The organism is Ensifer sp. Root142 (genome assembly GCF_001426785.1).
GTDB classification, from domain to species: domain Bacteria; phylum Pseudomonadota; class Alphaproteobacteria; order Rhizobiales; family Rhizobiaceae; genus Ensifer; species Ensifer canadensis.
In genome coordinates this window covers 339,106-358,824 of record NZ_LMFK01000049.1, presented here as the reverse complement: position 1 = coordinate 358,824, position 19,719 = coordinate 339,106, and the positions used below count along the sequence as shown (strand labels likewise).

20 protein-coding genes are annotated in these 19,719 nt (G+C 61.7%); 10 read left to right on the top strand and 10 right to left on the bottom strand.

The window, feature by feature from the left end:
* The first annotated feature begins 186 nt into the window (after positions 1 to 186).
* Positions 187 to 1,584: a PLP-dependent aminotransferase family protein gene (locus ASD52_RS36545; RefSeq protein WP_057226821.1), complete on the top strand. Its 1,398-nt coding sequence runs from the start codon at positions 187 to 189 to the stop codon at positions 1,582 to 1,584.
* A 394-nt stretch (positions 1,585 to 1,978) separates the two neighbouring features.
* A complete protein-coding gene (locus ASD52_RS36540) occupies positions 1,979 to 3,022 on the top strand; it encodes a glutamine synthetase beta-grasp domain-containing protein (RefSeq protein ID WP_057208895.1) in 1,044 nt (347 codons plus the stop codon).
* Between the two features lie 157 nt (positions 3,023 to 3,179).
* Here the strand turns inward: ASD52_RS36540 and ASD52_RS36535 are convergent, their stop codons facing one another.
* The 7 genes from ASD52_RS36535 to ASD52_RS36505 form a co-directional block, all read right to left on the bottom strand.
* On the bottom strand, positions 3,180 to 4,088 hold the full coding sequence (locus ASD52_RS36535) for an ABC transporter ATP-binding protein (RefSeq protein WP_057226818.1): 909 nt from the start codon (positions 4,086 to 4,088) through the stop codon (positions 3,180 to 3,182).
* Complete coding sequence (locus tag ASD52_RS36530) at positions 4,085 to 4,888, bottom strand: ABC transporter ATP-binding protein (RefSeq protein WP_057226815.1); 804 nt, start codon at positions 4,886 to 4,888, stop codon at positions 4,085 to 4,087. Before ASD52_RS36530 ends, ASD52_RS36535 begins: the two co-directional genes overlap by 4 nt.
* Positions 4,885 to 5,775, bottom strand: coding sequence for an ABC transporter permease (locus ASD52_RS36525; protein ID WP_057226812.1), 891 nt, complete (start codon positions 5,773 to 5,775; stop codon positions 4,885 to 4,887). The genes ASD52_RS36530 and ASD52_RS36525 overlap by 4 nt, the downstream gene beginning before the upstream one ends.
* A 1-nt stretch (position 5,776) precedes the next feature.
* Positions 5,777 to 6,754 carry an ABC transporter permease gene (locus ASD52_RS36520; RefSeq protein ID WP_057226808.1) on the bottom strand — a complete coding sequence of 326 codons (978 nt, stop codon included), beginning with the start codon at positions 6,752 to 6,754 and terminating at the stop codon, positions 5,777 to 5,779.
* A gap of 164 nt (positions 6,755 to 6,918) precedes the next feature.
* A complete protein-coding gene (locus ASD52_RS36515; RefSeq protein ID WP_057226805.1) occupies positions 6,919 to 8,565 on the bottom strand; it encodes an ABC transporter substrate-binding protein in 1,647 nt (548 codons plus the stop codon).
* Positions 8,566 to 8,600: 35 nt separating this feature from the next.
* Positions 8,601 to 9,623: a glycoside hydrolase family 3 N-terminal domain-containing protein gene (locus ASD52_RS36510; protein WP_057226802.1), complete on the bottom strand. Its 1,023-nt coding sequence runs from the start codon at positions 9,621 to 9,623 to the stop codon at positions 8,601 to 8,603.
* Positions 9,624 to 9,647: 24 nt separating this feature from the next.
* Complete coding sequence (locus tag ASD52_RS36505; protein ID WP_057208907.1) at positions 9,648 to 10,127, bottom strand: GNAT family N-acetyltransferase; 480 nt, start codon at positions 10,125 to 10,127, stop codon at positions 9,648 to 9,650.
* A gap of 521 nt (positions 10,128 to 10,648) precedes the next feature.
* Between ASD52_RS36505 and napE the strand changes: the two genes are divergently transcribed.
* The 6 genes from napE to ASD52_RS36475 are packed head-to-tail and all read left to right on the top strand — an operon-like array spanning position 10,649 to position 15,272.
* Positions 10,649 to 10,840, top strand: a complete 192-nt coding sequence (gene napE, locus ASD52_RS36500; protein ID WP_025428420.1) for a periplasmic nitrate reductase, NapE protein — start codon at positions 10,649 to 10,651, stop codon at positions 10,838 to 10,840.
* 8 nt (positions 10,841 to 10,848) lie between these two features.
* Positions 10,849 to 11,343, top strand: coding sequence for a ferredoxin-type protein NapF (gene napF / locus ASD52_RS38070; protein WP_081788922.1), 495 nt, complete (start codon positions 10,849 to 10,851; stop codon positions 11,341 to 11,343).
* On the top strand, positions 11,336 to 11,623 hold the full coding sequence (locus tag ASD52_RS36490) for a chaperone NapD (RefSeq protein WP_025428422.1): 288 nt from the start codon (positions 11,336 to 11,338) through the stop codon (positions 11,621 to 11,623). The genes napF and ASD52_RS36490 overlap by 8 nt, the downstream gene beginning before the upstream one ends.
* Entirely contained in the window at positions 11,598 to 14,102 is a 2,505-nt protein-coding gene (gene napA / locus ASD52_RS36485; protein WP_025428423.1) for a periplasmic nitrate reductase subunit alpha, read from the top strand. The genes ASD52_RS36490 and napA overlap by 26 nt, the downstream gene beginning before the upstream one ends.
* The gene (locus tag ASD52_RS36480; RefSeq protein ID WP_038577799.1) at positions 14,072 to 14,572 is read left to right on the top strand and encodes a nitrate reductase cytochrome c-type subunit; all 501 of its coding nucleotides are present in this window, start codon (positions 14,072 to 14,074) and stop codon (positions 14,570 to 14,572) included. The genes napA and ASD52_RS36480 overlap by 31 nt, the downstream gene beginning before the upstream one ends.
* A gap of 4 nt (positions 14,573 to 14,576) precedes the next feature.
* Positions 14,577 to 15,272 carry a NapC/NirT family cytochrome c gene (locus ASD52_RS36475; protein WP_025428425.1) on the top strand — a complete coding sequence of 232 codons (696 nt, stop codon included), beginning with the start codon at positions 14,577 to 14,579 and terminating at the stop codon, positions 15,270 to 15,272.
* A gap of 40 nt (positions 15,273 to 15,312) precedes the next feature.
* Here the strand turns inward: ASD52_RS36475 and ASD52_RS36470 are convergent, their stop codons facing one another.
* The gene (locus ASD52_RS36470; protein WP_025428426.1) at positions 15,313 to 15,681 is read right to left on the bottom strand and encodes a YbaN family protein; all 369 of its coding nucleotides are present in this window, start codon (positions 15,679 to 15,681) and stop codon (positions 15,313 to 15,315) included.
* A 19-nt stretch (positions 15,682 to 15,700) separates the two neighbouring features.
* A complete protein-coding gene (locus ASD52_RS36465) occupies positions 15,701 to 16,402 on the bottom strand; it encodes a DUF2161 family putative PD-(D/E)XK-type phosphodiesterase (protein WP_025428427.1) in 702 nt (233 codons plus the stop codon).
* Positions 16,403 to 16,646: 244 nt separating this feature from the next.
* Here ASD52_RS36465 and ASD52_RS36460 point away from each other — a divergent pair, with 244 nt between their 5' ends.
* Complete coding sequence (locus ASD52_RS36460) at positions 16,647 to 18,011, top strand: nodulation protein NfeD (RefSeq protein ID WP_025428428.1); 1,365 nt, start codon at positions 16,647 to 16,649, stop codon at positions 18,009 to 18,011.
* A 26-nt stretch (positions 18,012 to 18,037) separates the two neighbouring features.
* Entirely contained in the window at positions 18,038 to 18,811 is a 774-nt protein-coding gene (locus tag ASD52_RS36455; protein WP_025428429.1) for a slipin family protein, read from the top strand.
* 22 nt (positions 18,812 to 18,833) lie between these two features.
* Here ASD52_RS36455 and ASD52_RS36450 read toward each other — a convergent pair whose 3' ends face one another.
* On the bottom strand, positions 18,834 to 19,646 hold the full coding sequence (locus ASD52_RS36450; protein ID WP_025428430.1) for an inositol monophosphatase family protein: 813 nt from the start codon (positions 19,644 to 19,646) through the stop codon (positions 18,834 to 18,836).
* Between the last annotated feature and the right edge of the window lie 73 nt (positions 19,647 to 19,719).

Below are 19,719 nucleotides of genomic sequence, written 5' to 3'. Positions count from 1 at the left end.
AGCCGAAAGGCCGGAAGCGTGACTGTCCCTCGATCATCACCTGCATCTCAATGGTCCGTTCTCTCCTGGGACGCGGCTGCTTTCATGCCACCTCCTTTTCCACCTGTATCGGCTGGGGACGCTGGTTCTTCCAGAGACAATGCGGTACAGTTGCGCCAAACTGTCCTGTGAGAAGGTCCAATACAGATGGCGTTTCAACAAACGGAGATCGGCGGCGAAACCTTGCTCGACGGGGTCATGGGCACGATCCGGCAGCGCATTGCCAGCCGGTCGTTGACGCCGGGCGCCAAGCTTCCGTCCATTCGGGCGCTTGCCAGGACGATGCGGGTTTCCAAATCGACGGTTGTCGAGGCTTACGAGCGTCTGGCGGCCGAAGGCGTGATCCGGTCGCGGCCCGGCTCCGGCTTTTTCGTGTCTGCCCCCCTGGCGCCGTTGTCGCTCACGGAAGTCGGACCGCGGCTCGACCGCGCAGTCGACCCTCTCTGGGTTTCGCGTCAGGCGCTTGAAACGGACGCCCACGTTCTGAAGCCCGGTTGCGGCTGGTTGCCGGCGTCCTGGATGCCGGAGGCAGCGCTCAGGCGGGCGCTGCGCTCGCTCGCGCGCACGGATGCCGCGAGCCTGACGGATTACGGCACGCCGCTCGGCTTGCGACCGCTGCGGCAGTTGCTGTCGCGAAGGCTGGCCGAGCATGGTGTCGAGGCATCGCCCGATCAGATCATCCTGACCGAGTCAGGCACCCAGGCGATCGATCTTCTCTGCCGGTTCCTGCTCGAACCGGGCGACACCGTCATCGTCGACGATCCCTGCTACTTCAATTTCCAGGCGCTGTTGCGGGCGCATCGTGTCAATGTCGTCAGTGTGCCCTATACGCCTGTCGGCCCCGATCTCGAACGTTTTGCCGAGGTCTTGGAGATCCATCGTCCTCGCCTTTACATCACCAATTCCGCCGTCCACAATCCGACCGGCGCGACACTTTCTCCCGTGATTGCGCACCGTCTGCTGCGGCTTGCCGAGCAGGCGGGATTGACTGTTGTCGAGGACGACATCTTCGCCGATTTCGAGCATGTGCCGGCGTCACGGCTTGCCGCCTTCGATGGCCTCGACCGTGTGGTGCAGATCGGCAGCTTTTCCAAGACACTCTCCGCGTCGGTGCGCTGCGGCTATATCGCCGCCCCCCGAGGCTGGATCGAGGGGCTGACCGATCTCAAGATCGCGACCACGTTCGGCGGTCCTGGTCTTGCCGCCGAACTGGTGCTCACTCTTTTGCGCGATGGCAGCTACCGAAAGCACATGGAGGCGCTGCGGCTGCGTCTGACGCGGACGATGACCGAGACGGCAGCGCGCCTGGCCGCGGTCGGGATCGCGCCCTGGATCGAGCCGCAGGCCGGCATGTTCCTCTGGTGCCGGCTCCCGGAGGGCCTTGATGCCTCGGAGCTGGCGCAGAAGGCGCTGGCTCACAATATCGTTCTCGCACCCGGCAATGCCTTCAGCCATTCCGGCTCGGCGGCAGGATTTCTGCGCTTCAACGTCGCGCAGTCGACCGATGAGCGGCTCTATCGCGTGTTGGCTGAGATTGCTGGATAATCACTCACATCCATAGCGGCCGATTTGAGCGAGCCGCGAGACGGTGCTTGTTCTTCGAGCAGCCTTTTTGACGCGGGTTGTTGTCGATCCGGCAAGGCGGCCGCAGCTGTGTCGCCTCAATTCGCCGGTGTTTACGGCACTCCGCCGGGCCTGTGCCTCAAACCGCGGCGTTCGATGCCTATTTTGTGTGCAATTCGCTTCATCCTTAATCTCGACACGTCTTTCGATCCATCGCGGGGAATGTTGCCGGCATTGATTTTTCGATCTTTGGCGGCGCAAACGCGAACTGGCACGATTAATGCTTTCTTGTGAGTACCGGTTGTTGGGCAGCTGAATTGGACTGCCGGACCGCTTCGGAACTTAGCCAGATCATGGCGCCATGTGAGAGAACGCAATGACAAAGTATAAGCTCGAGTACATTTGGCTCGATGGGTACACACCGGCCCCGAACCTCCGCGGAAAAACCTTGATCAAGGAATTCGATGCATTCCCGAAGCTGGATGAGCTTCCTTTCTGGGGCTTCGACGGAAGCTCGACGATGCAGGCGGAAGGCAAGAGCTCGGACTGTGTCCTGAAGCCTGTCGCCGTTTATCCCGACAGCGAACGTAAGAACGGCGTTCTCGTGCTCTGCGAAGTCATGATGCCCGATGGCAAGACGCCGCATCCGTCCAACACCCGCGCAACCGTCATGGAAGACGATAGCGCCTGGTTCGGCTTCGAGCAGGAATACTTCTTCTACAAGAACGGCCGTCCGCTCGGCTTCCCGGAAACCGGCTTCCCGGCACCGCAGGGCCCGTACTACACCGGTGTCGGCTACAGCAATGTCGGCGATATCGCCCGCCAGATCGTCGAAGAACATCTCGACATCTGCCTGGCGGCCGGCATCAACCACGAAGGCATCAATGCCGAAGTGGCTAAGGGCCAATGGGAGTTCCAGGTCTTCGGCAAGGGTTCCAAGAAGGCCGCCGACGAAATCTGGCTGGCGCGCTACCTGCTGCAGCGCCTGACTGAAAAGTACGGCATCGATATCGAGTATCACTGCAAGCCGCTCGGCGACACCGACTGGAACGGCTCGGGCATGCATGCCAACTTCTCGACCGCCTTCATGCGCGACGTCGGTGGCAAGGACTACTTCGAAAACCTGATGTCGGCTTTCGAGGACGCCCGCGCGGATCACATCGCCGTCTACGGACCCGACAACCATATGCGCCTGACCGGCAAGCACGAGACGCAGTCGATCCACCAGTTCAGCTACGGCGTGGCTGACCGCGGCGCTTCGATCCGCGTCCCGCACAGCTTCGTCAACAACGACTACCGCGGCTACCTCGAAGATCGCCGCCCGAACTCGCAAGGCGACCCCTACCAGATCGCTTCGCAGATCCTGAAGACGATCTCGACGGTTCCGACCGATGTCGAAAACCAGATGAAGGCGGCCTGAGCATGTGTCATGGCGTGCTGTAGCGGCACGCCATGCACGCTCTGTCTCCAAGCGTATGCAATCGCTAACGGTTGCAAAGACAAAACGCCCGCTTTCGAGCGGGGCGTTTTGTCTTTTGCTGTCCTGGGAGGATAGCTTCGGGTAGAGCGCCGCCGATTTAGGCCGCGCGAACGAAGTGGTCCGTATCCACTTCGACGATACGGTCCTGCGTCATCGCGGATTTGCGCCGGATCTCTTCGACATCCTCCGGACGCAGCCGAACGCTCGGGTCGTCGAAGCGGATATCCGGGTCAGGCACGGCAGAGAGCAGCAGCTTGGTATAGGGGTGAGCGGGGTTGTCGATCACCTTGCCGACATTGCCCCATTCGACGATCTGGCCGGCATACATGACGGCGATATCCTCGGCGACGTAACGGGCGGTTGCGATGTCGTGGGTGATGTAGAGCAGACCGAGCTTCATCTGCTGCTTCATCTCGCTCAAAAGATTGAGCACGCCGAGGCGAACAGAGACGTCGAGCATCGACGTCGGCTCGTCGGCGACGATCACTTCCGGCTTGGCGGCAAGCGCGCGGGCGATATTGACGCGCTGGCGCTGGCCGCCGGAAAGCTCGTGCGGATATTTGGGCGCGACGAGGTCGGGGTCGAGTTTCACCTGTTGCAGCAGCGCGCGAACCGTCGCGTCGATCTCGGAACGCTTGATATCCGGGCGGTGCAGCAGCAGCGGCCGCTTCAAATGATAGGCGATGGTATGAGCCGGGTTGAGCGAGGCGAACGGGTCCTGGAAGATCATCTGCACCGCGCGTCGGTAGAGGACCGTCTCGGCCGGGCTGGCGCCGTCGACCGGCTCGCCCCTGAAGAGGATCTTTCCCTCCGTCGGCATATATTCGCGCATCGCCATGCGCGCGCAGGTGGTCTTGCCGCTGCCTGACTCGCCGACGAGGGCGAGCGCGCGGCCTGCATGCAGCGAAAACGAGATCGAGCGGGCCGCATGGACTGCGCCCGGACCGTGGCCGAATGTCTTGGTGACCCTGTCAAGCGCAAGGATCGGGGTTGGCTGGGCGGTCATAGCAGGACACCTCCATGGAGCGACGGGAAGGAGGCCCAAAGTTGTTTTGTGTAGTCGTGCTGCGGCGATCCGTAGATCGCCTCCGCCGTGTTCTGCTCGACGAGCTTGCCGGCGAGCATGATGCCGATCCGGTCGCAGAACTGCACCATCAGGCCGAGATCGTGGGTGATGAACAGAACGGCGAAGCCGAGGCTGCGGCGCAGCTCGTTGATGCGCTGCAGGATTTCGCGCTGGACGACGACATCGAGCGCCGTCGTCGGCTCGTCCATGACCACGAGCCTCGGGTCGAGCGCCAGGCAGATGGCGATGACGATGCGCTGGCGCATCCCGCCTGAAAACTGATGCGGGTAGTCGCGCATGCGGTCCGGTGCGATGTCGACGAGCTTCAGCATTTCGGCGGTGCGGTCGCGCGCCTGCGCACGGCTCATGCCCTTGTGGGTCTTCAGCACGTCGTAGAATTGCTGCTCGATGCGCAGCACCGGATTGAGCGAGTTCATCGCGCTCTGAAATACCATGGCGACCTCGCGCCAGCGAAAATCGCGCAAGGCCTTGTCATCTAGGTCGAGCACGTTGCGGCCATTCAGCAGAATGGTGCTTTCCCTCCTGATCAGCGCCGGCGGCTTGTGTAGCCGGCTGATGGCAAAGGCAATGGTGCTCTTGCCGCAACCGGATTCGCCGGCAAGGCCGAAGACCTCGCCGGGAGCGACGTCGAAGCTGACATTGTCGACGGCGCGAAAATCCTTTTCCTCGCCGATATAGTCGATCGTCAGGTTTTTGACGGATAGCAGTGGCGCGGTCACAGGCGACCCTCCCCGGAGCGGATGAGAGCGGACCAGCGACCGAGGCGATTGCCAGTGCGCAGCCGCGGATTGGCGATCTCGTCGACGGCAAAGTTCAGGAGCGACAGGCCGATACCGAGAAAGGCAAGCGCAAAGCAGGGCGTGAGAATGTCCCACCACGCGCCGACCGAAAGCGCCGACGCCTTCTGCGCGGCATAGAGCATGGTGCCCCAGGAGACGACCTTCGGGTCGCCAAGGCCGAGAAACTCGAGCGTCGCCTGGGTGATGATCGCGAAAATGACGCTGCCGATGAAGTTGATGCCGACGATCGAGATCAAGTTCGGGAAGATCTCGAAGGTCATGATCCGCCAACGCGGCTCGCCCATCATCTCGGCCGATTTGACGTAGTCCTTCTGCTTGACGGAAAGCGTTTCGGCGCGGGTGACGCGGGCACCCCAGGCCCAGGAGGTTCCGCCAAGGATCAGCGCGATGACCCAGGGGCTGGCCTGACCGATGAAGGCGGCGAGCACCAGGAGCAGCGGCAGGTTGGGAACGACTAGCACCATGTTGGTGAAGAAGCTGATGACTTCGTCGACCTTGCCGCCGCGATAGCCGGCGAAAATGCCGAGCGCCGTGCCGACGATTGTGATGAGCAGGCCTGCGCCGAAGCCGACGGCAAGCGAGGTGCGGGCGCCATAGATCAGCCGCGTGAACACATCCTGGCCGATGCGGGTGGTGCCGAGCCAGTGGGCAAGCGACGGCGCCTGATGCGGCCGTCCGACGCGGGCACCCGGATCGTAAGGGGTAAGCAGCGGTGCGGCGATCGCCACGAGAAGGATGAAGGCGATGATGGCGACGCCGACCAGAGCCTTGCGATTGCGGATCAATCCGAAGGGGTTGGTCTTCATCTCACGCCTTCTTCAGTCGGGGGTCGAGCAGCACATAGCTGACGTCGACGATGAAATTGGCAACCAGCATGGTCGCGGTCATGATCAGGAGCTGTCCCTGGATGACCGGGTAGTCGCGGGCAAGGATCGCCTGGTAGAGGATGTTGCCGAGGCCCGGATAGTTGAACACGACTTCGGTCACCAGCGAGCCGCCGAGGATCGTGCCGATGGCGATGGCAAGGCTCGACACGGTCGGCAGCAGCGCGTTGCGTGCCGCGTACCAGAGCATCACATGCCCGTCCGACAGGCCCTTGGCGCGGGCCATGACGATATAGTCCTCGCCGAGCAGGTTGATCATGTTGTTCCGCATGGTGACGGCGAAACCACCCGTTAGCACCGTGCAGAGCGTCAGCATCGGCAGAATGCCGTGATAAAGCACACTACCGAGATATTGCAGCGTAAAGGCCGGGTCGAGCGCCGGGTCGGCGGCGTAGCCCGTCGGGAACCAGTTGAGCGTGAAGCCGAAGAAGAAGACGACGATCAGCGACGTAACGACGGCGGGAACCGAGGTCGCGAAGATCGCGCCGACCGAAACGATGACGTCGAAAAGGCTGCCGCGGCGCCAGGCGGCGAGAATGCCGAGGAAGGTTCCCAGCGTGAAGCTGATGATGATCGCCGTGCCCATCAGGCCGACCGTCCAGACCAGCGCGTTGCCGAGAACCGTCGTCACCGGAAGCGGGAAATATTTGATCGAGCGGCCGAGGTCGCCGCTGAAGATGCTGCCGAGATAGGTCAGATATTGCTGCCAGAGCGGGCCATCGACGAAGCCGAAGGTGAGCTTCAGCGCCTGCAGGCTCTCGGGGGGGAGCTCCGCGCCCGCGCTCGAAAACATGATCTGCACGGGGTCGCCCGGCATCAGCCGCGGCAAAAAGAAGTTGATCGTGGCCGCCGCGACGAAGGCTGCCAGATAGAAGCATAGGCGGCGAAGCAGGAAAGCCATGGGGACTCCATCGACTGCGCCCTGGCCCTGTTACCGGCAGGAAAGGCGGCAGAAACGCTTTGAAATGGCGCAAGCCTTTAATCGCGGAGCTATTGTGCTCCCGAGGCCGGCGCGAAAGCGGGAGCGGCCCGGTGATGAGCCACTCCCGCCAGTCCTGGGGGTGTTTAGTTGACCGGTTCGAGTGCCAGCAAATGCAGCAGGCGCGCCGGGTTGGTCCGCGAGATCGACGGATTGACGAACGGGGTCTCGGCCGTCACCCAGCCTTTGAAGCGCTTGGTGTTGTACTGGTACCAGTTTGGATTGTTGAAGACCGGCATGATCGGCAGGTTCTCGGCGACGATGCGCTGAGCCTTATTCATGGCTTCCTTCTGCTTGGCGAGGTCAGCCGTGTGGGTGAACTCGGTCAAAAGCTTCTCGACATCGTCATTGAACCAACGCTGCGCTGTAAAGCGCGTCTTGCCCTTGTCCGAAGCGCTGAAGGCGCGCTTGTAGGGATAATAGGGCGAGGCCGAGGCCGGCAGGCTGTTAATCGCCGCGTCGAAGGTGCCGTTGATAAGGTTGCCGGTCCATACGGCTTCCTCCGGCGTTTCGATCTTGGCATCGAGGCCGACGGCTTGCAGGCCCTCGACGGCGATCGTCACCGTGTCGATCCAGTCGGTCCAGGAGCTCGGCACGATGATCGAGAAGGAGATCTTGCTACCGTCAGGATTGTCGCGGAAACCGTCGCCGTCCTTGTCGACATAGCCGGCCTCGTCGAGCAGAGCCTTGGAAGCATCGGCGTCGTACTTGCCGTAGGTGCCGAAGTCGGTCGCGACCGACGGATCAGCCCAGCTCTTGTAGAGTTCGCCCATGCCGGCCGGATCTTCGTTGAGCGTCGGATAGCCGTAGCCGGCAACGTCGACCATGGTGCCACGGTCGAGCGCCATGCTGGCCGCACGACGGAATTTTACGTCGTTGAAGGCCTTGCGGTTGTTCTCGTTGGCGGTTTCCTGGTTGAAGAGGAATGCCACCATGCTGCTCGGCGAGTACCAGAAATGGAAGTGCTCCGGATCCTTGGCGACGTAGACGTTCTCGATATCCGGGATGAAGGAAACGCCCCAGTCGAGCGTGCCCGACGCGGTCGCGGTCAGGATCTGGTTGTTGTCGGCGAGCTGCGGGAAGCGCATGCAATCGACCTTGAGCGCGGCGTCCCAATAGTGCGGGTTGCGGCACTGGTCGTAGGTCTGGCCGGTGAAGCGCGGGATCTCCGTCATCGGGCCGCTGCCAACAGGTGTTTCGTTGGCGAAGGTCACCGGTTCGGCGACATCCTTCCAGACATGCTCCGGCACGATCGGCAGCTGGGCAAGCTGTTCGGCAGCAAGCGAGCTTGGATTGGCGAGCGTGAAGCGAACGGTCTGGCCGTCGACGGCCTCGACGCCGGTGATGAAGGTCCAGATGCTGACGAAGTCGAGCGCCGGGAACTTCTTCAGGTAGTCGTAGGTGAACTTGACGTCAGCAGCCGTCAGCGGCTTGCCATCGGACCATTTCAGGTTTGGGCGCAGCTTGAACTCGATGCTTTTCAGATCGTCGGCAAGCTTGAAGCTTTCGGCAAGCCGGAAGACCGGTTTGTTGTCATCGAAGCGATTGAAGACGACCAGCGGCTCGTAGATGAAGTCGAGCGTGCTTTGGCGCGCCGACGTCTGGTTGAACGGGTTGAAGTTGCGAACCCAGGTCGTGGCCGGCTCGATATTGACCGTCAGGATCGACTGCGCCATGGCGGGTGCTGCGAAAAAGGTCAGCGCGGTCGCTGCCCAGAGAATGGATTTTTTCATTGTTTCTCCCCTCTTGATTTGTGAGTGGCGTCTCGTCAGGCGACGAGAACGCTCTTGAACATCTCTTCGACTTCGGCGTGGGCCGCGCGAATGTCGACCTTGAGCTTGCCGAGCCGGCTCTGGCCGGCGGCGATGCGCTTCTGGGCGGCCTCTGTCAGCGGACGGGCGGCCTTGGCGGCAGCCTCGCTCTCGGCCAGATCGCCGTGGCTGTGAAGTGCGACGTCGGAGCCGGCGTCGAGCACCTGCTTCACACGCTCGGGCAAGGTGCCACGCAGCGATTCCATGAAGATGCAATCGGACACCAGCACGCCCTCATAGCCCATGTCGTTGCGGATCACTTCATGCATCGTCGGCGAGATCGAGGCTGGCAGCTCGCTGTCATAGGCGGAGTAGACGACGTGAGCGACCATCGCCCAGGGCGTGTCCTTGAGGGCAACGAAAGGCTTGAAGTCGGTCGCGACGAGCGTTTCTCGCGATGCATCGACGACCGGGCGCTCCTTGTGAGAGTCGCGTGTGGCGCGGCCATGACCGGGGATGTGCTTCATGACAGGCATGTTGCCGGTCTCAAGCAGGCCATCGACCACCTCGCGGCCGAGGGCGGCGATGAAGTCCGGATCCGAACCGAAGGAGCGCGCACCGATGACGGCGCTGGTCGTTTCGAACACGAGATCGAGGACCGGCGAGCAGCCGCTGGTGAGGCCGAGTTCGCTCACCATCGTGCCCATTGCCTGGGACGACAGGCGAAGCGCCTTCTTGCCGAGCGCAAGGTCATGGCGCGCCAGTTCGGCAAACTGGCCGAAGCTGCGGAAAAGCGGCCAGGGACCGGCGTCGAGATGCTGGACGCGGCCGCCTTCCTGGTCAGTGAAGACAGGTGCGTCTTCGCGCTCGACCGCCTCGCGGAAGCGCTCGATCAGGATCTTGACCTGGCCGGGCTCGCGCAGATTGCGCCGGCCGACGAAGAGGCCGAGCGGGTTGGTTTCGCGAAACAGGGCGAACTCGTCGTCCGAGAGTGTTGGGTTTGGTAGGCCGACGAAGAGGGCGAGCGGTGTCGATGCCATTGGAGAGCTCCGATGTTCAGATGATTATTTGGATGGATTACGAAGCATGCCTTCGTAGATGCCTTTGTCGGCGGCGGGGATGGCAACGGCGCCGATGGTCTTGGCGTAGAAATCGACCGGGCCGGCATCGCCGATAAAGGCATAGGCATGGCCGAGCGTCTTCATGGTCTCGAGCGATGCGGTCAACAGATCGACGCCAATACCGCGCCCACGGCTCTCGCCGGCGACCCCGGTTGGGCCGAAGAAGCCGCGCGCCGTCGTGTCGTAGCAGGCAAAGCCAAGCAGCTTGCCACCTTCCACCGCGATCAGGCAGGCGATTGGCTGGCGGGAGAAGGCGACCGAAACCTCGCTCGCCCAATTCTCACTGAAGTTCTGCCTTACCCAGTCGACGACGACATGCATTTCCGGCGGAAGCGCCGGGCGAATGCGAATGCCGGTCGTGTCGGTTTTCCGCTTGAGATTGGCGAGCGTCGGCGAATACAAGCTGACAAGCAAGTCCGGCACCCCTAGTCCTCCGTATATTCCTTTATTAAGGAATTGATCCCTTTGTAATGCAATATGTGTCCTCATCTCCGGCGGGTTGTCAACCGGCAATCGCGGCGATGGGGTGGGAGGGTTGACGCTTCACCATGACGGCAGCGAGAACAGTCGGCTGCGCAAGTATTATCGCGTCACAGAGTCTTGGCTCCGGCGAACTCGTCGGCGGTCAAACGACGAATCATCGAGTTGCCTTCGAAAACCAATGGCTTCGAGACCGAACATGCGCGCACTGCCAGCACACGCGTCAAGCTGTCGCCGCCGCTCTTTGTTCTGCTATTGTTCTTTTCATATTGTAATTTACAAAAATACTAAGTTTGATTTTCGCTGTTTTTCTCCAAGGAACCACTGCAATTCCCAGGGCAAATATCTTGTTGAATTGACAGATGTTATTTTTATTCTTGATTACAAAAGTAGAGTTTGTTCCGCTTTATTTTCTGTCACGGATTGTTACTATGCTTTCGGTTCAACGAGCCCGGGAGCCAGGCGTGTCAGAGTTACCTCCACAGCACTTGACCGAGCAGGAGCCGCGATCTCGCCGGCGCCAGGAGCTTTTGACATTTCTTGTTCTTGCCTTTGGCATCTGGCCGTTGGTCGCCGTCGGCGTGGTCGGCGGTTACGGCTTCATCGTCTGGATGCTGCAGATCGTTTACGGCCCGCCGGGCCCGCTTGGGCATTGAGGTGATCGATGGGGGCAATGACAACCAGACGAGGATTGTTCTTGGGCCGGCAGGCGGAGCGAAGGCGCGTCCTGCCGCCGGGCGTCACGCTTGAAAGCCTGACGGCATGCACCGGTTGCGGCCAATGTGTGGAAAAGTGTCCCACCCGCATCATTTCGCTCCTGGACGAGCGTCCATCGCTCGATTTTTCAGGCGGCGAATGCACCTTCTGCGGCGACTGTGCGCGGGCCTGTCCGGAGCCGGTATTCGCAGCCGAAGGCGTAACGCGGCTTGCCCATGTCGTTGCGATCGGCGACGGCTGCCTCGCGCGCAACAACGTCGCCTGCCAATCCTGTCGCGATGCCTGTCCGCAGCAGGCGATCCGCTTTCGGCCCCGGACCGGCGGGCCGTTCCTGCCAGAGGTGGATGTCAACAGTTGCAGCGGATGCGGTGCCTGCATCGGCGTCTGTCCTGTCGGTGCAATCGGCATTGCGGATCGGGTTCAGGAGGGCGTCCATGCCTGATCCCTCCCGGCAATATCATATCTCAAGCGCCGTCGTCGTCGCTCTTCCGGCGATGAAGGATGCTGTCCTTGCCGCGCTGGCGCGCATGGCAAATGTCGAGGTTTACGGCCATGAGGGCGGCAAGATTGTCGTCGTCATCGAGGGAACGAGTACCGGCATGCTTGGCGAATGCCTGTCGACGATCTCCACGCTCGAGGGCGTGGTAGCGGCCAATATGGTTTTCGAACATGTCGAAACGGAAGGAGTGACGGACGATGACCACCGAACTGACGCGGCGTGATATCCTGAAGGCGCACGCGGCCGGCATCGCCGCCGCCACCGCCGGCATCGCACTGCCCGCCGCCGCTCAACCGGTGCCCGGCGGTATCAGCGCGCTCGAAATCAAGTGGTCGAAGGCGCCCTGTCGCTTCTGCGGCACCGGCTGCGGCGTCATGGTCGGCGTCAAGGAGGGGCAGGTCGTTGCCACCCATGGCGACATGCAGGCCGAGGTCAACCGCGGCCTCAACTGCATCAAGGGCTATTTCCTCTCCAAGATCATGTATGGCTCCGACCGGCTGAAGACGCCGATGCTGCGCAAGCTGAACGGCGCCTACAGCAAGGACGGCGAGTTCGAGGCGGTGAGCTGGGACGAAGCCTTCGACGTCATGGCCGAACAGTGCAAGAAGGTGCTGAAGGAAAAGGGGCCGACGGCGGTCGGCATGTTCGGATCCGGCCAGTGGACGATCTTCGAGGGCTATGCTGCGACGAAGCTGATGCGCGCCGGCTTCCGCTCGAACAACCTCGACCCCAATGCCCGCCACTGCATGGCCTCGGCGGCCTACGCCTTCATGCGAACCTTCGGCATGGACGAGCCGATGGGCTGCTATGATGACTTCGAACATGCGGACGCCTTCGTGCTCTGGGGCTCGAACATGGCGGAGATGCATCCGATCCTGTGGACAAGGCTTGCTGATCGCCGCCTGGGCCAGTCGCATGTGAAGGTGGCTGTTCTGTCGACCTTCACCCACCGCAGCATGGACCTCGCCGACATTCCGATGGTGTTCAAACCCGGCACCGACCTGGTGATCCTCAACTACATCGCCAATTACATCATCGAGAAGGGCCGGGTGAACGAGGACTTCGTTCGTAAACACACCACCTTCATGCGCGGCGTCACCGATATCGGCTATGGCCTGCGTCCGGACAATCCCATCGAAGTTAAGGCGGCCAATTCATCCGACCCCGGCAAGATGGAGCCGATGGACTACGAGGCGTTCAAGGCGTTCGTGTCGGAATACACTCTGGAGAAGACCGCCGAGATGACCGGTGTCGACCCGGCGTTTCTGGAGGAACTCGCCGAACTCTACGCCGATCCGCAGCGCAAGGTGATGTCGTTGTGGACCATGGGGTTCAATCAGCATGTGCGGGGCGTCTGGGCCAACCAGATGGTCTACAACATTCACCTTCTGACCGGAAAGATCTCGGAGCCCGGCAACAGCCCGTTCTCGCTGACCGGCCAGCCGTCGGCCTGCGGCACCGCGCGCGAGGTTGGCACCTTCGCCCACCGTCTGCCCGCCGACATGACCGTCACCAATCCGGAGCACCGCAAGCACGCCGAGGAGATCTGGCGCGTTCCGCATGGGATCATCCCGGAAAAGCCCGGCTATCACGCTGTCGAGCAGGATCGCATGCTCAAGGATGGCAAGCTCAGCTTCTACTGGGTTCAGGTCAACAACAACGTCCAGGCCGCCCCCAATACCAGCAACGAAACCTACCAAGGCTATCGAAACCCGGAGAATTTCATCGTGGTCTCGGATGCCTATCCGACGATCACGGCCATGAGCGCCGACCTCATCCTGCCGGCGGCCATGTGGGTGGAAAAGGAAGGCGCCTACGGCAATGCCGAGCGGCGGACCCATGTCTGGCACCAGCTGGTGCAGGCGCCGGGCGAGGCGCGCTCGGATCTCTGGCAGATGGTCGAGTTCTCCAAGCGCTTTATAACCGACGAAGTCTGGCCGGCCGAAATCCTCGCTGCCAACCCAGAGTTCAAGGGCAAGAGCCTGCATGACGTCCTGTTCCAGAACGGTGAGGTCAACCGCTTCCCCTTAAGCGAAGTCAGCGGCGACTACGCCAACAACGAGGCCGAAGCCTTCGGCTTCTACCTCCAGAAGGGGCTGTTCGAGGAATATGCCACCTTCGGTCGCGGCCATGGTCACGATCTCGCGCCCTACGACCGGTACCACGAGGAACGCGGTCTGCGTTGGCCGGTGGTCGACGGCAAGGAGACGCGCTGGCGCTATCGCGAGGGCTACGACCCCTACGTCAAGGCCGGCGAGGGCGTGAAATTCTACGGCCGCCCGGATGGCAAGGCGGTCATTCTTGCGGTGCCCTACGAGCCGCCGGCGGAATCGCCCGACGAGGAATTCGATCTCTGGTTGGTGACGGGTCGCGTGCTCGAACACTGGCATTCGGGTTCGATGACGATGCGTGTGCCGGAGCTCTATCGCGCCTTTCCGGGCGCCCGCTGCTTCATGAATGCGGATGACGCCCGCAAGCGCGGCATCAATCAGGGAGCGGAGGTGCGGATCATGTCGCGGCGCGGCGAGATCCGCTCACGCATCGACACGCGCGGACGCAATCGCATGCCGCCCGGCGTGATCTTCGTGCCGTGGTTCGATGCGAGCCAGTTGATCAACAAGGTGACACTCGACGCAACGGATCCCATCTCCAAACAGACGGATTTCAAAAAATGCGCAGTCAAGATCGTCTCAGTCGCTTGAAGCGACCAGAATGGGTGGTCGTTGCCATCGGCCTCGTCATGTTTGTCACGACGACGGCGATTGCCCAGGTCGTCCAGCAAATGGTGCCGCAGCTTGAAGGCCCGACACCACAGATGGAAACCGGGGCTGCCGCGAGCTTGCCGAAATGGGTGGTCGATGACAAACGCAAGATGCGCGCCTACCCGGACCAGCCGCCGATCATCCCGCACTCGATCGAGGGTTACCAGCTTTCGGTCAATACCAACCGCTGTCTCTCCTGCCACAAACGCGAGTTCACGCAGGATAGCGGCGCACCGATGATCAGCGTGACGCACTACATGACGCGCGACGGGCAGATGATCGCCGACGTTTCGCCGCGGCGCTACTTCTGCACGGCATGTCATGTGCCGCAGGCGGATGTTCGCCCATTGGTCGACAATGTCTTCAAGGACATGAGCGAACTCGGCGTCAAGCCGGCCGGAAGCGAGTGAGCCCATGCAGCGGATCCGGAGACTTATCCTGTGGGCGTGGCGGCTTGTCAGCACGCCGGCGGGCACGCTCAGCCTCGGCTTTCTGACGCTGGGCGGCTTCATCGGTGGCGTGATGTTCTGGGGCGCCTTCAATACGGCGCTGGAGATCACCAATACCGAGAAGTTCTGCACTTCCTGTCACGAGATGAAAGACAACGTCTATGAGGAACTGACGCGCACGATCCATTTTTCCAATCGTTCCGGCGTGCGCGCCTCCTGCCCGGATTGTCACGTTCCGCATCAGTGGACCGACAAGATCGCCCGCAAGATGCAGGCGTCGAAGGAGGTCTGGGGCAAGATCTTCGGCACCATCAACACCCGCCCCAAATTTCTGGAAAAACGGCTTGAACTGGCCCAGCACGAATGGGCGCGGCTGAAGGCCAACGACAGCCTGGAATGCCGCAACTGCCATTCCTCTGTTGCCATGGATCTGCAGAAGCAGACGGAGCGGGCCGCCACCATTCACACGCGCTACCTGCTATCGGGCAAGGCGACCTGCATCGATTGCCACAAGGGCATCGCGCACGAACTGCCGAACATGCAGGGTATCGATCCCGGCTGGAAGATGCCGAAGGAGCTGGAAGGCACAAGCACCTCGGGCATGACGCCGATCGACGATCTTCGCCGCGCGATGATGGAGCTTCACGCCAGCAATCTCTGATCGTCGCTTCCGGTAAATGCGCCGCGAAGGGGGTGACCCCTCAGGCGGTCGGCCTGGTGATGATAAAAAGGGCCGGGAGCAGCATCGCCCCGGCGACAACCGACGCAAGCGGCAGGCTCGGTTTGCTGACGATGCAGAAGAAGGCGAAGCTCGTAGCCATCAGCGAAATGGCTATGATCTTTGCCCGAGCCGGTATCGCACCTTTTTCCCGCCAGAGCCGCAAGGATGGACCGAAGGTCGGGTGTTCCAGCAGCCAGCGCTCAAGTCGCGGCGACGCGCGAGCGAACAGGCCGGCCGCCAGGAGAAGAAAGGGCGTGGTTGGCAAGATCGGCAAAAAGATGCCGGCGACGGCGAAACCGATCATCAGCCATCCAAGACCAAGACAGAGCAGCCGAAGAGGAAGGTTCATAGCTGGTCTCCAAGCCGGGTCAATCTTCGGAACATGTCGACATCGCCGCGGTATCATTCTCACCCGATACTCGGCCTTGCGGCCAGCGCCGAAGTGCTTCAGCTCCCATTCCGGTCAGCGCATAGATGCCGCGGTCGACCCGTTCGAACCAGCCATAGACATTGCCTTGCAGGATCTTGGCGGCATCGGGTGCGGCCTCACGCAGGTCGCGAGGACGTAGATTGCCATCCTGCAATGCCGCCGCGCAGGCGAGGGCCTGCTGGCGATAGGCGGTCATGATCGGCGCGCGCGTGCTGCCGCCGAGCGTCGGGTCGCCCTTGCGACGGCGGTGTTCCTTGATGAGACGCGCTCGCTTTTTCAGGTTCCTGCGCGGCATGGCGGCCGATGCCGCAACAATCACGTCGACCGTGCCGTTGTCGGCAACGGCGAGCATGCCGAACCCGAGCCGGCGGCAGAGATCGCGAAAGCGGCGGTCGCTCTCCCGCCCTTTGCCCTTGGCCGAGACACGCGCTGCGATCCAAACTTCGTCACCGGCATTGGCGCGATCCACTGCCTGCAGCACCAGTTCCAGATTGAACGTCAGCTTCAGCTCGCAGATAACGACGAGCGGCGGCTCGTCGTCGCTGAGCGCAAGGATATCGCAGCCCCCGACCTCACCTTTGACGGAGTATCCCGCCTCTTCGAGGAAGCGCTTGATCGGAAGATAAAGTGTTGTCTCCAAGCGGATGGGTTCCTGTCGAGATCGAAGGCGGTTCGTCTTGGCAAGTGCCGCCATGGTCGTTTGTTACGCGAGCCGGGGCAATTGTTCTGACATGCAGATAGCCCCGATCCGGGGCTTTGTCATCCGGTTGTCCGGTCGCAGCGCGGTGGTGCGTTGTGCTTCGTCTTAACTTTATGGTGTGTTAATATTGCTGCGTGGGCGGCCTTCGCCGGAGGGCGCCCGGTATCCGAGGCTTTGACGACAGATGTTGCGAGTCCTCACCCTGTTGCTGTCGCTGATATCAGCATTCGTGTTTCCCGCCGCGTCCGCGCCAGAAACCGAGAAGGTTGTTTTGGTGCTGTCTTTGAAGGGGGCGATCGGTCCGGCATCGGCTGAATATATCAAACGCGGATTGCAGAAGGCCAATGATCGGCACCTGCCGCTTGTCGTTCTCCAAATGGATACGCCGGGTGGTCTCGATACCTCCATGCGCGAAATCATCCAGGCGATCCTGGCATCATCCGTTCCAGTCGCGAGCTTCGTTGCACCCAGCGGAGCACGTGCGGCAAGCGCTGGCACCTACATCCTCTATGCAAGCCATATCGCTGCCATGGCGCCGGGAACCAATCTCGGGGCGGCAACGCCGATCGCTATCGGCGGAGACATGTTCGGCGGCCAGAAGGACGAGCGTCCCGGCGAGAACGACAAAGATACTGCTGCCCAATCTCGGCCAACCCAGACGACAATCGAGGCCAAGCTCATCAACGATGCCGTCGCCTATATCCGCGGACTGGCCGAGTTGCGCGGGCGCAATGCCGATTGGGCCGAACGGGCTGTGCGCGAGGCTGCGAGCCTGTCTGCGGCTGCTGCCGTTCAGGAGAAAGTCGTCGATTTCACTGCCGCTTCCATCGACGATCTGCTAAAGCAGGCGCAGGGGCGAATTGTCCGTGTCGGGCAGGCGGATATCACGCTTGAAACGACTGGGCTTGGCGTGGAGGCTTTTGTGCCCGACTGGCGCACGCGCCTGCTTGGGGTGATCACCGATCCGAACATCGCGATCATTCTGATGATGATCGGCATCTATGGACTGATCTTCGAGTTCCTGACCCCCGGATCGGTCGTGCCTGGCACCGTCGGCGGGATCTGCCTGCTGCTCGGTCTCTACGCACTGGCCGTTTTGCCGGTGAGCTATGCCGGTCTCGGTTTGATCCTGCTCGGCGTCGGCCTGATGGTTGCGGAGGCGCATTCGCCTTCTTTCGGTGTACTCGGTGCCGGCGGCGCCCTGGCGCTGGTTCTCGGCGCTGCGATCCTTTTCGATACCGACACTCCGGGGCTGCAGGTCTCATGGGCTATGCTTGCCGGCGTCGGCATTGCCAGCCTCGGTTTCAGCCTGCTCGTCGCCCGTCTCGCCTTCAGCGCGCGGCGCCATGCGGTGGTGACCGGCGGCGAGCAGATGATCGGGCTGGCGGGCAAGGTCGATAGCTGGGCCGGCGCCAGCGGCTATGTGATCGCCCACGGCGAACGGTGGCAGGCTGTCAGCAGCCAGACGCTGGATGCGGGAGAAAATGTGAAGGTTGTCGGCCGCAACGGGCTGACGCTCGAGGTCGCGCGCGACGAGGCAAAAGCCTGACGCATGCGGTAGAAGGAGTAAAGATCATGGACATACTTGGGAGCCTCGCTCCCTATCTCGCGATCCTGTTGTTCCTCCTGATCGTCATTGCCTATGCGATCAGGATCCTGCGCGAATATGAGCGCGGCGTCATCTTCACACTCGGTCGCTTCACGGGCGTCAAGGGTCCGGGGCTGATCCTGCTTCTTCCCTATGTCCAGCAGATGGTGCGGGTCGATCTTAGAACCCGCGTGCTCGATGTTCCAAGCCAGGACGTCATCTCGCACGACAACGTGTCGGTCCGCGTCAGCGCGGTCATCTACTTCAGGGTGATAGATGCCGAAAAGTCGACGATCCAGGTCGAGGATTTCATGATGGCGACGAGCCAGCTCGCCCAGACGACATTGCGCTCAGTACTCGGCAAACACGACCTCGATGAGATGCTGGCAGAACGCGACCGCCTGAACGAAGACATCCAGAAGATCCTCGACAGCCAGACCGATGCCTGGGGCATCAAGGTTGCCACGGTCGAGATCAAACATGTCGACATCAACGAAAGCATGGTCCGCGCCATTGCCCGCCAGGCAGAGGCCGAACGGGAACGTCGTGCCAAGGTCATCAACGCCGAAGGCGAGCAGCAGGCGGCGGCCAAGCTGCTCGAGGCCGCCGAGATCCTCGCCCGGCAGCCCGAAGCCATGCAGTTGCGCTATTTGAGCACCTTGAACGTGATCGCCGGCGAAAAGAACTCGACGATCGTGTTTCCGTTCCCGATGGAGCTCGTCAACCTGCTGTCGGCCAAGGTCGATAAGTCGACGAGCTGATCACGTTTGGGGTCTCGATGTTTCAGGCTGCCTTGCGTTCGAGTTGTGCGACCTTGAGCAGGTCGTCGATAGCACCGGGCGCTGCGACCAGAACAGCGCTTCCCCGGGTCAGGGCTTCGCCCTGTGTCGGGAAGGGCAGCGACCAGCCGCCTGCCTCGTTGACGAGGCAATAACCGGCCAGGCAATCCCAGGCATGCATGTAGGGTTCGTAGTAGCCGACGAGCCGACCGGCGGCCACATAGGCGATCATCAGCGCGCCCGAACCGTTGCGCATGAAGTTGCCGCCGGCGGCAAGAAGGCGCTCGACGATCCCCGCGACTTCGGCCGGCGTCACGTGATTGTTGGCGCCAAGTCCTGTCACGGCATCGCGGATCGTCCGTGTCGCATCGAGGCGCAGGGTCTTGCCGTTCAGTGTCGCGCCCAGTCCGGAAGCAGCCGCATAGAGCTCGTCGTGACACGGCGACTGGATCACGCCGATCACGGGTTTGTCGGCATAAAGCACGGCGATCGAGATGCACCAGTTGGGCATGCCGTTGACAAAGGGCGTCGTTCCATCGATCGGATCGATCACCCAGGTGAAGCCCGAAGTGCCACTGACAAGGCCGTGTTCTTCGCCGAGCACACCGTCGTCCGGGAACGAGGCGCTGATGCGATCGCGGATCAGCGTCTCGACGTTCCGGTCGGCGATTGAAACAACGTCATGGGCGTCGGCCTTGGTTTCGATGACCAGAGTCTCGCGCTGCAGGAAGTAGTCATGGGCAAGCCGTCCGGCTTCCTCGGCAATGGTCTTGGTGAGCGCGAAGCGAGCTTCAAGGCCCGCGATTGGCGAAGTCATGCAATAGTCCTTCCTGTGTCGATCTCAAGACATCATACGCTACAGAGGCGCGCGTCAGTTGGGCGCGCAAAAG